At 67.8% G+C, this 15,078-nt stretch carries 13 protein-coding genes; 1 reads left to right on the top strand and 12 read right to left on the bottom strand.

Annotation, left to right across the window (positions count from 1 at the left end):
- Positions 1–14: 14 nt before the first annotated feature.
- Positions 15–1,451: a DNA polymerase IV gene (locus tag ACQPYS_RS08660; protein WP_433492998.1), complete on the bottom strand. Its 1,437-nt coding sequence runs from the start codon at positions 1,449–1,451 to the stop codon at positions 15–17.
- 397 nt (positions 1,452–1,848) lie between these two features.
- On the opposite strand from ACQPYS_RS08660, the gene ACQPYS_RS08655 reads away from it, so the two are divergent.
- Positions 1,849–2,724 carry a UTP--glucose-1-phosphate uridylyltransferase gene (locus tag ACQPYS_RS08655; RefSeq protein ID WP_063036358.1) on the top strand — a complete coding sequence of 292 codons (876 nt, stop codon included), beginning with the start codon at positions 1,849–1,851 and terminating at the stop codon, positions 2,722–2,724.
- 33 nt (positions 2,725–2,757) lie between these two features.
- Here ACQPYS_RS08655 and ACQPYS_RS08650 read toward each other — a convergent pair whose 3' ends face one another.
- From ACQPYS_RS08650 to ACQPYS_RS08600, 11 genes are all read right to left on the bottom strand, one after another.
- Positions 2,758–3,237, bottom strand: coding sequence for an NlpC/P60 family protein (locus ACQPYS_RS08650; protein WP_433492997.1), 480 nt, complete (start codon positions 3,235–3,237; stop codon positions 2,758–2,760).
- 316 nt (positions 3,238–3,553) lie between these two features.
- Positions 3,554–4,495 carry a hypothetical protein gene (locus ACQPYS_RS08645; RefSeq protein ID WP_433492247.1) on the bottom strand — a complete coding sequence of 314 codons (942 nt, stop codon included), beginning with the start codon at positions 4,493–4,495 and terminating at the stop codon, positions 3,554–3,556.
- Positions 4,496–4,792: 297 nt separating this feature from the next.
- Positions 4,793–7,930 (bottom strand): isoleucine--tRNA ligase, encoded by a 3,138-nt coding sequence (gene ileS / locus ACQPYS_RS08640; RefSeq protein WP_433492246.1) that lies wholly within the window; start codon positions 7,928–7,930, stop codon positions 4,793–4,795.
- A gap of 362 nt (positions 7,931–8,292) precedes the next feature.
- Complete coding sequence (locus tag ACQPYS_RS08635; protein WP_030523837.1) at positions 8,293–8,490, bottom strand: hypothetical protein; 198 nt, start codon at positions 8,488–8,490, stop codon at positions 8,293–8,295.
- A gap of 56 nt (positions 8,491–8,546) precedes the next feature.
- Positions 8,547–9,392 (bottom strand): DivIVA-like cell division protein Wag31, encoded by an 846-nt coding sequence (gene wag31 / locus ACQPYS_RS08630; RefSeq protein ID WP_063036362.1) that lies wholly within the window; start codon positions 9,390–9,392, stop codon positions 8,547–8,549.
- A gap of 63 nt (positions 9,393–9,455) precedes the next feature.
- Positions 9,456–9,758 (bottom strand): YggT family protein, encoded by a 303-nt coding sequence (locus ACQPYS_RS08625; RefSeq protein ID WP_030523839.1) that lies wholly within the window; start codon positions 9,756–9,758, stop codon positions 9,456–9,458.
- A gap of 90 nt (positions 9,759–9,848) precedes the next feature.
- Positions 9,849–10,625: a cell division protein SepF gene (locus ACQPYS_RS08620; RefSeq protein ID WP_431941537.1), complete on the bottom strand. Its 777-nt coding sequence runs from the start codon at positions 10,623–10,625 to the stop codon at positions 9,849–9,851.
- A 268-nt stretch (positions 10,626–10,893) separates the two neighbouring features.
- Positions 10,894–11,712: a YggS family pyridoxal phosphate-dependent enzyme gene (locus tag ACQPYS_RS08615; RefSeq protein ID WP_431941538.1), complete on the bottom strand. Its 819-nt coding sequence runs from the start codon at positions 11,710–11,712 to the stop codon at positions 10,894–10,896.
- A gap of 160 nt (positions 11,713–11,872) precedes the next feature.
- Entirely contained in the window at positions 11,873–12,604 is a 732-nt protein-coding gene (gene pgeF, locus ACQPYS_RS08610) for a peptidoglycan editing factor PgeF (protein WP_431941539.1), read from the bottom strand.
- Positions 12,605–12,729: 125 nt separating this feature from the next.
- A complete protein-coding gene (gene ftsZ / locus ACQPYS_RS08605; RefSeq protein WP_431941540.1) occupies positions 12,730–14,022 on the bottom strand; it encodes a cell division protein FtsZ in 1,293 nt (430 codons plus the stop codon).
- A 385-nt stretch (positions 14,023–14,407) separates the two neighbouring features.
- Positions 14,408–15,073, bottom strand: coding sequence for a cell division protein FtsQ/DivIB (locus tag ACQPYS_RS08600; protein WP_433492245.1), 666 nt, complete (start codon positions 15,071–15,073; stop codon positions 14,408–14,410).
- Between the last annotated feature and the right edge of the window lie 5 nt (positions 15,074–15,078).

Here is a 15,078-nt window from a genome sequence, read left to right as displayed (position 1 = left end):
TACCCGGCGGGCCTTCAGGACAAGCTGGCGAGCGGATCCGCTGAGCACAACTCCGTATTGTCGGCAGCGAAAGTACGCGCGATCCCCGGTCCTGTCGAGCGGGTCTCGAACCGGACGGTCACTCGTCCGTGGCCCGCCCCCTGCACCCAGCCGAATCCGAATTCGGGATGTCGCACATCCGAGCCCGGCCGCCAGATCGTAGCGCTACCAGCGGAAACGCTGGAAGCCCGCGGGCCGGGCGGGTTTTCGGCCTCCCCACCCGACGGTGGAGCCGAACCGGCCGTCCTGTCCACGGAACTCGCCGGTCCCGCCGGATGTCTTACCGAATCCACAGAGGTCTCTTCGGCTGCCGTCAGAGAAGCCGGCCCACCGGCGGCCACGCCGGACGATCCGGTGAGCTCGCCACCCTGTCGGTCCAGTTCCGGGAACAGCGATTCCTGCCGGATGGTGGACAGCCCGGCGTAGCCGACGCCGACCAACCGGATCGGCCCCAGCTCCCGCGGATCGATAGCGGCCCGCTGCGCGGCAGCGGTCAGGGTGGGCAGATCCTCGGTCGCGTAGGGCAGGGTGGTGGAGCGCGTGGTGATACCCATATCGGCGCGCCGGAGTTTCAGCACCACCGTCCGGGCGGCGCGGCCGTCGCGGGTGAGCCGGCGGTGCGCGGCGGCGGCCATCTCACCGATCGCCGGGCGCAGCCGCTCCAGCGTGACGATGTCGTGTTCGTAGGTGGTCTCGGCGCTGATCTGTTTCGCCTCGGCGCGTTCGGCGACCGGGCGGTCGTCGATACCGCGGGCGAGGCGGTGCAGCGCCGCGCCGATACTGCCGCCCAGAATCGATACCGCCTCGGCCTCGGGCAGCGCGGCGAAGGCACCCACGGTTTCGATCCCGAGGGTGCGCAGGCGGCCCTCGGCCACCGGGCCGATACCCCAGAGTTTGCGTACCGGCAGGGCGGACAGCAATGCCTGTTGCTCGCCCGGTGCGATCACCCGGATCCCATCGGGTTTGGCCATCCCGGAGGCGATCTTGGCCAGCTGTTTCCCGCTACCGGCACCCACCGAGGCGACCAGGCCCGTGCGCTCCCGCACCGCTGCCCGCAGTCCGGCGCAGAACGCTTCCACCTCCGCCGCGCTCGCCCCGGCCAGTTCGGCCGGTTCGGCGAACGCCTCGTCGAACGACAGGGTCTCCAGCACCGGGACCCGGGCGCGCAAGGTTTCGAAAACCCGGCCGCTCAGCACGCTGTACAGCGCACCGCGCGGCGGGACCACCACCGCCGACACCCCGACCAGCCGTCGCGCCTGCTGCATCGGCATGGCCGAACGCGCACCGAATACCCGCGCCTCGTAGCTGGCCCCGGCCACCACTCCACGCGCCCCGGCCCCGCCGACCAGCACCGGGCGGCCGCGCAGAGTGGGGCGGGTGAGCTGTTCACAGGAGGCGAAGAAGGCATCCATATCGATATGGAGCACCCAGCGCCGGGAAGTCTCGCCCAGCAGCGGCAGGACCGGCCCGGCGCCGGTGCCGGGATGCCGGTCGGTCACCACGGGGCGGCTCGCGATGCACCGGCCGGCCGCCACTGCGGCACCCGGCAGCGGCCGCGCCCGCCGCGGCCGCTGCAGGTGACCGTGGAGTCCATGAGCGCAGAATGTACGCGGCCGTACCGACAGGAGACAGGATGCGGAGCGGCCCACGCCCGGTTGCCACGAGTTCTCTCGGCCCGCCGACCTGTCACGGGGCCCTGCCGCCGGGCCGCCCGCCCGCCACGATCGACCCGGCCACCCGGCGTTTCCGGGATCGCTGGACCCGGCCGGGATACCGCGCCCCGGCCGACGGATATGTGATGATCGGACGATGAAGATCCGTAAGGCCGTCATTCCCGCTGCCGGTATCGGTTCCCGACTATTACCGCTGACGAAGGCGATCCCCAAGGAGATGCTGCCGGTCGGCGACAAGCCGGTGATCGAACACACGGTGCGTGAGCTGGTGGCCTCCGGGATCACCGATATCACCATTGTGGTGAGTGGCGGAAAATCGCTGATCCAGGACCATTTCCGGCCCAATCCCGCGCTGGTGGCCCAGCTGCGCGCCGACGGCAAGACCGCCTACGCGGACGCGGTGGAAGAGGTCGGCGAACTGTCCCGGCTGGGTCACATCACCTATCTGGATCAGCACGGCCCATACGGGAACGGGACCCCGGTACTGAATGCGGCCCGTACCGCCGCCGACGAACCGATGCTGGTGCTGTGGCCCGACGACGTCTTCGTCGCCGAGGAGCCACGGGCCCAGCAGCTGATCCGCGCCTACGAATCGACGGGCTGCCCGGTGCTGGCACTGATGCCGATGAATCCGAACGAATCGCAGCGCTACGGCGTCCCGGTGGTCCGGGAGGACCTGGACGACGGTCTGCTGCGCATATCGGGCCTGGTGGAGAAACCCAAACCCGAGGATGCCCCCTCGGCCTTCGCCGCGATCGGCGGCTATGTGGTGACGCCTGGGATCATCGACGAACTGCGGGCGCAGACGGAGAACTGGTACACGCACCGCACCGGCGAGGTCTATCTGACCGATTCCATCAACGCCTATGCCGCCAACCATGCGGTCTACGGGCAGGTCATCCAGGGCCGCTGGTACGACACAGGAAACCCCGGCGACTATCTCATCGCGCAGTTCGCCTCGGCGCTGGCCCACCCCGACTATGGGCCACTGCTGCGCCGGCAGGTCGACTGACCACGGTTCGGCGGCGACGCTGCCGCCGCAGCCTCAGAAACGGCGGATGCTGTAGATGTAGAACTGGTCGATCGGGGTGAGCCCGACCGGTACCCCGGCGCCGTAGGCATTGAGCACCTGGCCGAAGCCGGCGTAGATCCCGACATGGGAAGCGTCGGAATTGATGATGATCACATCACCCGGCGAGAGGGCGTACCGCGGCACCGAAACACCCACTTCGGCCTGCTCCCACGTGGTGCGCGGCAGCGTGACGCCTACCTGGCGGAAGGCCCACTGCACGAGACCGGAGCAGTCCCAGGTATCCGGGCCGGTGGCGCCCCATTCATACATCTTCCCGGTCTGCGAGGTCGCGGCGGCCAGCGCGCCGAGCCCGTTGCTGCTGGAGACCGGTAGCGCGGCCGAGCCGCTGGCGCTGAGCGATCCGGATCCGGAGGCCGATCCAGTGGCCCCGCTGCCGGTCTGCGCCCACCCGGGGCCGGCGGCGACGGCGCCGACGGCCGTCGCGAAAAGCATGCCGGCGATACCCCGGCGCAGTGCAATTCCGATCACTTGCCCACCCTTCTGCCCGTCGGTGCCCAGGACACCGTGCGGCATCCCGGTTTTCTCGCGGCATCCGTCACGGGGGTGGGGACACCGCCAACCACAGGGGTCACGCCGGGTGAATCGGCTCCGGCGCAACTTCACTCAGGTAGAACCGAACGAAATGATCACCGTTCCCGGTGGTCCGAGGAACCGGACTCAGCGGTATCGAGGATGATTTTGCCCGGCCCGCAGGGGGTCGACAAGCTTCTAGCAAACATCTAGCGTGTGATGAACATCACAAAAATGTTTATTGCGTTTGGGTGGCCACGTCATTCAGCGTCTTGAGAACCACGTCCTTGGTGGCTGTCGGCGACTCCAGGTAGACCCCCACCTGCCAGACCGGATCACCACCCGGTTCCGCGGCGAAGAATCGGCTGAAATCCACCGTGAACTTGCCTTCGTCATTGGTCGCGGCCTCCACGTAGGAGGTACGGTCGTCGAACTTCCGCGCCTTGTCCGGCGCATCGAACCAGTCGGCATCGAACCGGGCCTGCGTGGCGGCATCGCAGATCGCTGGGCATTTGCGGAGGATGAGGTTGACCCTCTGTCCCGCAGCGGAATTGCTCTCGTCCACACAACCCCACGCCTGGGCATCCGGGATCTTCTCGATCGACCCCTTCATACATCCCCAGGAACCGGGCGCCCGAAAAGCGAAGGGCCAGTCCTTGAACGCCATCGTGTACGTACTCTCACCGGCCTGCCAGGTAGGGCCGAGCACGGCGACCGGCGCCAGCCCCTCACGCAGCACCGGTTCGCCCACGGAGGGCAGGGCACTGGTGGTGGCGGTGGTGGAGGTAGCGCGCACCGAACTCGACACAGGCGCGGAACCGGTCACCTCCGTGGACGTTCCGGTCGCGGTGTTCTCCGCCGACCCCCGCGACTGCAGTGCCACCAGCCCGACGACACCGATGAGGACCAGCACCACCACCGCGACGAGCACCCCGATCAAGGGCCCATTGTTCTTCGGCGGCGGACCGCCGTATCCTCCGCTCCCCAGCGGCGGCATCTCCCACGCGCCCTGCTGCGGAGCGGGATGCGGCCCGTGGCCCGCGGCCTGCCCCCACGGCATGCCCGGATTCTGCTGTCCCCCCTGGGCCGGGTACCCCTGCTGCCACTGACCCGACGGAGAACTCTTCTGTTGTCCCTCGGGGGAATGCTGCCACCACTCGTCGGGGTTGTCCGAAGCCATAAGCCTTCACCCTAGTGCGCGCCACCGGCCCGGTCAGGGGCACGGATACCGCAGCTCATTCTGTTCGCCGGCCGGACAGCCACCTGCGCGAACTGCTGGGACGTGGCCGGGACCTGGTGCACAGAACCTGGTGCCGGGGCCACTGGCGGCCTCCTCGCCGGCAGCCCCCGTGTGAGAATTCTCGGGTGACCGCACAGTCGAAGGGCGTCGAAACGGACACGACGGCAGTATTGTTCCGCCGGACGGCACCGGCGCCACGCTGCCGGCCGGAGCGGCGATCCGGCCGGCAGCGATGGCTCAGCCCGCCTTGACGATCCGGGCCCGCGCCCCGCCGGTGAGTTCCGCGGCGTCCGGGCCGGCCGGCCCGAAGTCCAGCTCGACCGCCAGGATCTCCCCCGCGATCAACTCGCGATGGGTGCGCGCCCAGTCCTCCCGGTCGGCCGATACCTCGAGGGTCGCCGTGATGCGATCGGAAACGTCGAGGCCGAGCGATTTCCGGGTCTCCTGCAGATCCCGGATCACATCGCGGGCCCAGCCCTCGGCCTCCAGCTCCTCGGTGACCACCGAATCGAGCACCACCAGGCCCGCGTTACCGGGCAGGGCGGCGGTCGATTCCGGTTCGGCCGCCACCAGTCGCTGGGTGTACTCCTCGGGCAGCAGTTCGATGCCGGCGGCACTGACCACACCGTCGGCGCTCTCCGACCAGTCGCCCGCCTTGACCGCCTTGATCACCCGCTGCACATCCTTGCCCAGGCGGGGGCCGGCGGCACGCGCGTTGACCGCCAGCTCGAACCGACCGTGCGCGGCGACATCGGTGGTCAGATCGACCTTTTTGACGTTCACCTCGTCGGCGATGATATCGGCGTAGGGCGCCAGCCGTTCCGCATCGGAGGCGGCGATCGTCACCTCCGCCAACGGCAGCCGGACCCGAAGTTTCTGCGCCTTGCGCAGGCTCAGCACGGTCGAACACACACTGCGCGCCTCGTCCATCGCGGCGACCAGCTCCGGATCGTGCGGCAGCGCATCGGCGGCCGGCCAATCCGTCAAGTGCACCGAGCGCTCACCGGTCAGACCCCGCCAGATGACCTCGGTGATCAGCGGCAGCAGCGGAGCCGCCAACCGCGTCACCACCTCGAGCACCGTATGCAGGGTGTCGACGGCGTCGCGGTCCTCGGCCCAGAACCGGGCCCGCGACCGGCGCACATACCAGTTCGTCAGCGCGTCGGCGAAGGTGCGCAGTTCCTCGCAGGCGCCGGCGATATCGAACTCCTCCAGCGCCGTGGTCATCACATCGCGCGTCTGCGCCAGCTTCGCCAGGATGTAGCGATCCAGCGCGTTGGTCGAATCCGTCCGCCACACCCCCGGCTCGGCGGCGTAGAGCTGCAGGAACGTCCAGGCGTTCCACAGTGGCCGCAGCGCATGGCTCACGCCTTCGCGGATACCGCGCTCGGTGACGATGAGATTGCCGCCGCGCAGGATCGGTGAACTCATCAGGAACCAGCGCATGGCGTCGGAACCGTCCCGGTCGAACACCTCGTTCACATCCGGATAGTTGCGCTTGGACTTGCTCATCTTGAGCCCGTCGTCGCCGAGCACGATGCCGTGCGCGACGACGTTCTTGAACGCCGGGCTGTCGAACAACGCCGTGGACAGGACGTGCAGGTTGTAGAACCAGCCGCGGGTCTGGCCGTTGTACTCGACGATGAAATCGCCGGGGAAGTGCGAGCCGAACCACTCCGTGTTCTCGAACGGGAAGTGGACCTGCGCGTACGGCATGGACCCCGATTCGAACCAGCAGTCCAGCACTTCCGGCACCCGGCGCATGGTGGACTGCCCGGTCGGATCGTCCGGGTTGGGCCGGGTCAGCTCGTCGATCGCGGGACGATGCAGATCCGTGGGCCGCACTCCGAAGTCGCGTTCGAGTTCGTCGAGGGAACCGTAGACATCGATCCGCGGATAAGCGGGATCGTCGGACATCCACACCGGGATCGGGCTGCCCCAGTACCGGTTCCGGCTGATGTTCCAGTCGCGCGCGTTCTCGAGCCATTTTCCGAACTGCCCGTCGCGGATGTGCTCGGGTACCCAGCTGATCTGTTTGTTCAGCTCCACCATGCGCTCGCGGAACTGCGTCACCGCCACGAACCAGGAAGGCACGGCCATATAGATCAGCGGCCGGCCGGAACGCCAGCTGTGCGGATAGGAGTGGTCGACGGTCTCCTGCCGCAACAGTTTTCCGGCGGCCTTGAGGTCTTTGATGATCACCGGATTGGCGTCGAACACCATGAGGCCCTCGTACGGCGGCACCATGGAGGTGAACTTGCCGCCCGGATCGAGCGGCTGCACCAGCTGGATACCGTTCGCGCTACAGACATCCATATCTTCTTCACCGAAGGCGGGTGCCATGTGCACGATGCCGGTACCGGAATCGGTGGTGACATAGTCGGCCGAGAGCACCCGGTGCGCATTCGGATGCCCGGCGAAGAAGTCGAAGGGCGGCGTGTAGCGCAGATCGACCAGCGCGGCCCCGGCGTACTCCCCGAGCACCTCGGGGAGCTCACCGAGTTCCCGCGTGTAGTGGCCGACCCGCTCGGCCGCGAGGACATAGCGTTTGCCATCCGCCCCGCGCACCTGCACGTAGCGCAGGTCCGGGTGTACCGCGACGGCGAGGTTGGACGGCAACGTCCACGGCGTGGTGGTCCAGATCAGCGCATTGGCGCCGTCCAGGTCCCGCAATGGGTGGTCCGCGGGAACCGCGAGCACCATATCCACTGTCACCGCCGGATCCTGGCGCATCCGGTAGGCGTCGTCGAGCTTGGCCTCCTGGTTCGACAGTGGTGTCTGCTCGTACCAGCTGTAGGGCAGCACCCGGAAGCCCTGATAGATCAGGCCCTTGTCATAGAGCGATTTGAACGCCCACATCACCGACTCCATGAAGTCGAGATCGAGTGTCTTGTAGTCGTTGTCGAAGTCGACCCAGCGGGCCTGCCGGGTCACATAATCGCGCCATTCACCGGTATACCGGAGCACCGACGACTTGCACGCGGCATTGAATTCCGCGAGCCCCATCGAGTCGATCTGTGATTTGTCCGTGATACCGAGCTGCTTTTCCGCTTCGATTTCCGCCGGCAGCCCGTGGGTGTCCCAACCGAAACGTCGCTCGACTCGCTTACCGCGCATGGTCTGGAAACGCGGAATGACATCTTTGACATAGCCGGTCAGCAAATGACCGTAATGCGGCAGACCGTTGGCAAACGGGGGCCCGTCGTAGAAGACGAACTCCTCGGCGCCGGCCCGGTTGTCGATACTGGCGCGGAAGGTTCCGTCGGCGGCCCAGGTGTCCAGCACGGCCCGCTCCAGCTCGGGGAAGGACACACCGGATCCGCCGCCGAGATCGACGCGCGGATATGCGCTGCTACTGGATTTCTCGTCCGCCATCGCGGATACACATCTCCTCGTGCCCGGCGCGCCCTGAGGCGCGATATCTCGGCACGGGGACGATCGCGGCGCAGCGGGTGCGCCGGAACCGCGGTACCACCCCGCTTGTCCGGCCCCGGCGAACCGGGTGGACCTCTCGTTACGAGCTGTGACGGGCTCACCCGTTCGGTTCTACTGAGCGTGCGCGACCTGGGGAGCGCCGCACGACGCCGTTCTTCCGAAAGCTCCCCGGTGATGGCCGGATCGTCGCCGACTTACAGGTTTGATTCTAACCAGGACGGTCAACCACTTATACAACCGCCCGCGGAGCCGCAGCATCTCGCAACCCGGAAGGACGTTTTGGTTCTCGCCCGTTTTTCTCGTCAGCGCTTCGCGTGCTGATCCCGCGGGGGCAGTTCCTCATCGGGTGCGCGCATGGACAGCGCGCTCGCCAGCAACACCACGGCGCCGGCAACGCACACCGCGATACAGCCCCACGCCCAGATCACCGATCCGGTCGCCAGGGACAGGATCAGCAGGGCCAGGCCGATCGTGGCCAGCGCCAGTGTCAGGACAAGCATGATGACCCCCAGAACAGCAGGCCGGGCGCCCGTGCGCTCCCAGCGGTATCGGGCGTTTACTCGCCTTTGCCGAACGAGGCGGGAGCGAGCTGGTTGGCCCCGGTATCGAAGGAGTCACCCTCATCGACGGGCACTGCCGAACCACGGTTCTCCAGCTCTTCGAGCTGCGATTCCAGATACGACTTGAGCCGCACCCGGTATTCCCGTTCGAAGGTCTTCAGGGTCTGGATCCGGCTCTCCAGCACATTGCGCTGCTGGGTGATGGTCCCCATGATCTCGGTGTGCTTGCGCTCGGCGTCGGCCTGCAGCGCGTCGGCCTTCTCCTTGGCCTGGCGCAACTGGCTGTCGGAGCGGGTCTGGGCGTCGCTGAGCATGGCATCGGACTTGTGCCGCGCGTCGGCGATCATCTCGTCCGAGCGCACCCGCGCGTCGTTGACCATCCGCTCGGAATTGGCCCGGGCGTTCGCCAGCAAATTCTCGGCTTCGCTCTTGGCATCGCTGGTGAGCCGATCGGCCATCTCCTGCGCCAGGCTCAGTACCTTGGCGGCCTGCATATTCGCATCGGCCGCGGCATCGGCGGCCGAGGGGGCGGCCGGAACCACCGGGATGGGTGCCGACGGTGGCGCCTGGACCGGGGGTTTGATCGGTTCCGGAGGCGGGGCCTGCTGCACCGGTTTGCCCAGGCCCGGCCCGGCCGGACCCCGGCTTGCCTTGGCATCGGCCAATTCGGCATCGAGCTCGGCAACCCGCTGGCGAAGGTCGGCGTTCTCCTCGATCAACCGGGAAAGTTCCTGCTCCACCAGATCCAGGAAGGCATCGACTTCGTCCTCGTTGTAGCCGCGTTTGCCGATAGGCGGTTTGCTGAACGCGACGTTGTGCACATCGGCTGGGGTCAGCGGCATGGAAGGATCCCTTCGCGCGTTGGCAGATCTAGCGGCTCTGGCAAGTCTTCACGGCCCATTCTGTCACACCGGAGCTACCGGCTGGCCGAGCCGGCTCACCACCGACATCAGGATGAAGACCAGGAACAGCAGAACCATAATCGACAGATCGAGCCGAATTCCGCCCAGGGAGACCGGTGGGATCAACCGCCGCAGCAGCTTCACGGGAGGATCGGTGATGGTGAAGATCACCTCGAGGATCACGACGACCACCCCGGTGGGACGCCAGTCGCGGGCGAAGCTCCGGATGAACTCGACGATCACCCGGCTGATGAGCAACAGCCAGAAGATGAACAGTACGAAGTACAGCACCGCGAACAAGGCCACGACCTCACTCTGCCGCAAAATCGGCGCGGTGCAAAATGCCCGCGCCGATCTTGTTCGTACCATGCGGCGCCCGGCCGGGCGAGCCGCTCGCTATTTCTGGTTGTAGAACCCGGTTTCCGCGATGCGGCGACGCTCTTCGGCCGATACGTCCACATCGGCCGGGGAGAGCAGGAACACCTTGGTCGCCACCTTGTCGAACGACCCACGCAGGGCGAAGGCCAGTCCGGCGGCGAAGTCGACGAGGCGTTTGGCATCGGCATTGCTGAGGTCGACCAGATCCATGATCACCGGGTTGCCCTCACGGAACCGCTCCCCGATGATCGCGGCTTCGCTGTAATCACGCGGACGCAGCGTGGTGATCTTGGACAAGGGACCTCCGTCCTCGAAGATCGCGGGACGGCGGGCGGCAACCGGCTCGGGGCGGACCCGCTCGGCCAGCCGTCGCTCCTCGGCATCGGGATCGACTGCCAGCGCTCCCCTGGTCGCGCCGCGCAGGGAGGCACCGCCGCCCGGACGATACCGGCCGGAGGCGGCGGCGTCGATCCGGGTGGGGCGGCGTGGTCCCTCGTAATCGTCGTCGTAGGCGTCGCCCGGGTAGTCGTCCCGGCGCGGCGCGGGGTAGCTGGGCTGGTAGGACGACTTGTAGGGCACGTCGCGGTAGTCGGGAGCGTCGTAGCGGCCCTCGGGGTACCGGTCGTAGTCCGGGCGATCGTCGTAGTCACGGGGGGCGCGGTCGGAGTATTCACGCGGCCGGCGCCCGCCACGATCCTCGACACCACGCGGGGTGCGATCGTCGACGTAGTCGTCCTCGTAATCCTCGAGCGGAACCATGCCGAAGTACGCCTTGAACTTGTGCAGCGTGCTCATGATCGTGCCTCGCTGCCGCTCGGCCCCGTCACGAGCATGCTCGTGGCTGCGCCCACAACTCGCTCGCTGCGCTCGCTCGATGACCGTGCCGCGCTGTCGCTCGGCTCCGTCATGATCACGCTCGTGGCTGCGTCGAGTACTCGCTCGCTGCGCTCGCTCATTCTGGTCGACCTTCCTTCGGCCCCGGTGGCGGCCGGGTGTTGAAGTCTTGCTCAGCCCTCGTCGTGTCCCAGCATATGTGTCGAATGTGACTGATGAGGTTTGTTTGCTACGCCGAGGTTATCGGCCGGGCACCCATTAGAGCGGTACCGACACGCACACAGGTGGATCCATGGGCAATAGCTCTTTCAAGATCATCGGACATTCCGGCGGACAACTCCGTCGCCCCTGGATGTCCGGTACGCAGCCGGGCGTGCAATTCGGCCAAGCGGGCGAACTCCGCGTCCGGATCGGCGGCCCGCGGTGGAATGGCCATGATCCCGGCCAGGCGCAGTTCCGCGGCGTCCGCGATACGGTCGGCCAGCGTCGGCAAGGCGGCCGGATCCACCCCACCGCGCGCCGGGTCGGCGTCCAGGCTCACCTGGATCAGCACCTTCAGCGGAGTGCTCCGCTCACCGGCATCCAGGGCCGCCGCGGTGGCCGCGGCGAGCGCGGTCGCCAGACGTTCGCTGTCCACCGAATGCACCGCATGCGCCCAGCGCACCACCTGGCGTGCCTTGTTCCGCTGCAGCCGGCCGATCAGATGCCAGCGCATCCCGGGGCGGTCCAGCTCCGCGGCCTTGGCACCGGCCTCCTGCGGGCGGCTCTCCCCGAAGTCACGGCGGCCCAGACGATACAGCGCGGCGATATCGGAGGCCGGGAAATATTTCGTCACCGGCAGCAGCCGGACCTCCCCCGGATCCCGGCCGGCAGCCGCGCACGCTGCATCGATACGTGCGAGCAGACGCGCGAGGTTATCGGCCAGTTCCGCGGTACGGGAGTCGTTTCCAGCCTCCGTGCCGTGACTGTCCGGGACGGACTGCCCCGGCCGGTCGGTGGAATCCGCCGCCGTTCGGGTGGATTCGGGCTCGCTACGGCCCCTACTCATCTCCACGTGCCGATCCGCCACGGTCTCTGCGCCGTCATCGGTCTCCCATCTCCCAGTGACCGAGCATCGGCCGTGCCTCGAAAATTATGCGCGAGTTGATGTTTCGCGCCGACCGCGCGGTCGCGACGGCCGGACGCGGCGCCGCGGACCGCTCGGCCCTTCACGCTGTACCCGATTCCATCCAGATCACACTGCCCAATCGTCCGGTCGGCGCGCCGCGGCGGTGACTGAAGAGTGTGGTGTCCTCTATGGTGCAGCGCGGATCCTCGGCGACCGCGGCAACCCCGGCCGCGGTGAGCTGGCGCCGGATACCCGCGCGCAGGTCCAGGCCGGGGGTGCCGCGCACCGTGGTGGTGGCGCTACCGGGCAGGTGCGCTTCCACGTCGGCCCGCATCTCGGCCGGCACCTCGTACTGCCGGCCGCTGGCGGCGGGACCGAGCAGCGCACCGATCCGATCGAGCCGGGCGCCGGCGGCGACCATCGCCTCGAGCGCCCGCGGCACGATACCGATACGCGCGCCCACCCGCCCGGCGTGCACGGCGGCCACGACCCCCGCCTCCTCGTCCGACAGCAGCAGCGGGACGCAATCGGCGGACAGCACCACCAGCGCCAGTCCCGGCCGGGTGGTGACCAGGGCATCGGTACCGGGAAACGGTTCGGTACGGGGCCCGTCCACCGTGGCGACCGTGCGGCCGTGGATCTGTTCCATCCAGATCACGTGATCGGCGGGAAGGCCGAGCGTCGCGGCGAGCCGGGCGCGGTTGCGCCGCACCGCCGCCGGATCGTCGCCGACGTGATCGCCGAGGTTGAACGAATCGTAGGGCGGCGCGGAGGAACCTCCCGCGCGCGTGGTGACGACCCGTCGAACGGTGAGTACCGATGCCGCTGTCATGCCACCGAGCCTAGTGGCAGTTCGCAGCGGCCCCTTCTCGTCCGGCGGCGGCACGCGCACTCACCACGGCCGACCGCCCGCGCACTCGGCCCGGACGGATCACCGTCGGTGCCACGGCACCTGATTCAGCGGCGCATGAAATCCGGGACGTCCACATCGTCGTCGTCATCGTCGGGCAGATCGGGCGGCGGCTGGATATGGGACCGGCTGTTGTGGGTCAGCGTCGGATCCACCGGCGGACGAGTACGTTCGGTATCGCGGTAGCTCGGTGCCGGACCGCGCGCGATCGCCGAACCGGGATCCGTTGATCGGGTCGAGGCCGGCTCCTCGGAATGGCCACGGGCCGCGCCGAGTTCGGCGGTCCGGGACTGGCCGAGTTCGGCGGTTCGCGACTGCGCCGAGATCTCCGCGGTCCGTCCGGAACCCAGCGATCCCCGAGTGGTCGCCGGATCGAACGTCCGCCGGGCGGGACCACCGCCGTCGAATCCCGCGGCGATCACGGTGACGCGCACCTCGTCGCCGAGCGAATCGTCGATCACCGTACCGAAGATGATGTTGGCCTCGATATGCGCGGCCTCCTGCACCAGCGAGGCGGCCTCGTTGATCTCGAACAGGCCCAGATCGGAACCACCGGCGATCGAGAGCAGCACCCCGTGCGCACCGTCCATCGAGGCCTCCAGCAGCGGTGAATTGATCGCCGCCTCGGCCGCTTTGACCGACCTGCCCTCTCCTCTGGACGAGCCGATACCCATCAGCGCGCTACCGGCCCCGGACATCACACTCTTGACGTCGGCGAAGTCGACGTTGATCAGACCCGGGGTGGTGATCAGGTCGGTGATGCCCTGCACACCGTTGAGGAGCACCTCGTCGGCCGAGCGGAAGGCATCCATCAGGCTCACCGCGGCATCGCCGAGTTGCAGCAGCCGATCATTGGGAATGACGATCAGGGTGTCGCAGGATTCGCGTAGCAGGTTGATACCGACCTCGGCCTGATTACCGCGGCGCTTCCCCTCGAAGGAGAAGGGCCGGGTGACCACACCTATCGTCAGCGCACCCAGTTTGCGCGCGATACTCGCTACGACGGGCGCGCCGCCGGTGCCCGTGCCGCCGCCCTCACCGGCGGTCACGAAGACCATATCGGCGCCCTTGAGCACCTCTTCGATCTCGTCCTTGTGATCCTCGGCGGCCTTACGACCTACTTCGGGGTCGGCGCCGGCGCCGAGCCCTCGAGTGAGCTCCCGCCCGACATCGAGCTTCACGTCGGCATCGCTCATCAGCAGTGCCTGGGCGTCGGTGTTCACCGCGATGAACTCGACACCCTTGAGGCCCTGCTCGATCATTCGGTTGACGGCGTTCACGCCGCCGCCGCCGATACCGACGACCTTGATCACGGCAAGGTAGTTGTGCGGGGGCGTCATGAGCTCTCGCCTTCCTTCGATCCAAAGTCTGTCGTTTTCGGATGCCCGATATCGTTCCGCGCGATCACTATCCGCGGACCACGATCCGAGCAAACCCTGAACCTCAACCATAGGGTTGGAGTTATGTCAAGTATCCGACTGGTGCGGAACGCTATTCGCCGCCGTCGCGATCCGCTCGCAGGCGCGCCGAGACGATAACCAGTTTCTTCGGCGAACTTCCTTCTACCAAGGCGGTACGCGACGTATCGTGAACGGTTGCCCAGCGGCCCGCGCCCACATCGTGGGACGCCCCCGGCTCCCGCCACATGCGGTCTCCGGGTGAGCGTCCGGGGCCGAGGCGGAGCTGCGTACCGAACAGGGTCGAACCGAACAAGATTGCTGGGAATCATTTTACCGTGACCAGACTGGGACTCGAGACGTCGAACACGGTTCCCGGCTGAGTGAGCAGCGGCAGCACCACCGCCGATTTGCGTTCGCCGTCCTCGCTGTTGCCCCACAGTACCGTGCGACCGTCGCGCAATGTCAGGGAAATCTCCGACGCGCCCGCGGCACGGATGGTTTCCACCTGCACCTCCAGCGCCGGCGGCAGCACCCGGGCCACGGCGACCGCGGCCCGGGTGAGCTCGTCGGTACTGCTCGGCCGGGCGGTGACCAACTGCGGCACCCCGATCGGCGCGGGCTCGATCGCGTACTCGATACCGCCGGCGTCCAGCAGATGCGCGCCCTCGGGAGAGTCGTAGTACAGCACCGGGGTTCGCGGCTCGATCCGCACCCGCACGGTCGACGGCAGCACCCGCTGCACCCGGACGCTGCGGACCTTCGGGATGGTCGCCACCCGCGCGGCCATCGCCGCGGTATCGATCCGCAGGATCGAACCGGTCTCGGGGACCTGGAGCAGTTCGCGGATCTGTTCCGCCGGGATCTCGCCCGCTCCGTCGATCCGTACCTCGCGGACCGAGAGCAGCGGCGAGAACCAGGCGAGCGCGGCCAGTGTGATCACCAGGGCGAGGGCGGGCAACGCCCACAGCCGGAAACGCCGCGATCCGCCCACCCCGA

The organism is Nocardia grenadensis (assembly GCF_050942415.1).
Lineage (GTDB): Bacteria > Actinomycetota > Actinomycetes > Mycobacteriales > Mycobacteriaceae > Nocardia > Nocardia grenadensis.
Note: the sequence above shows the minus strand (reverse complement) of the source record. Positions and strands in the feature narration are given on the sequence as shown.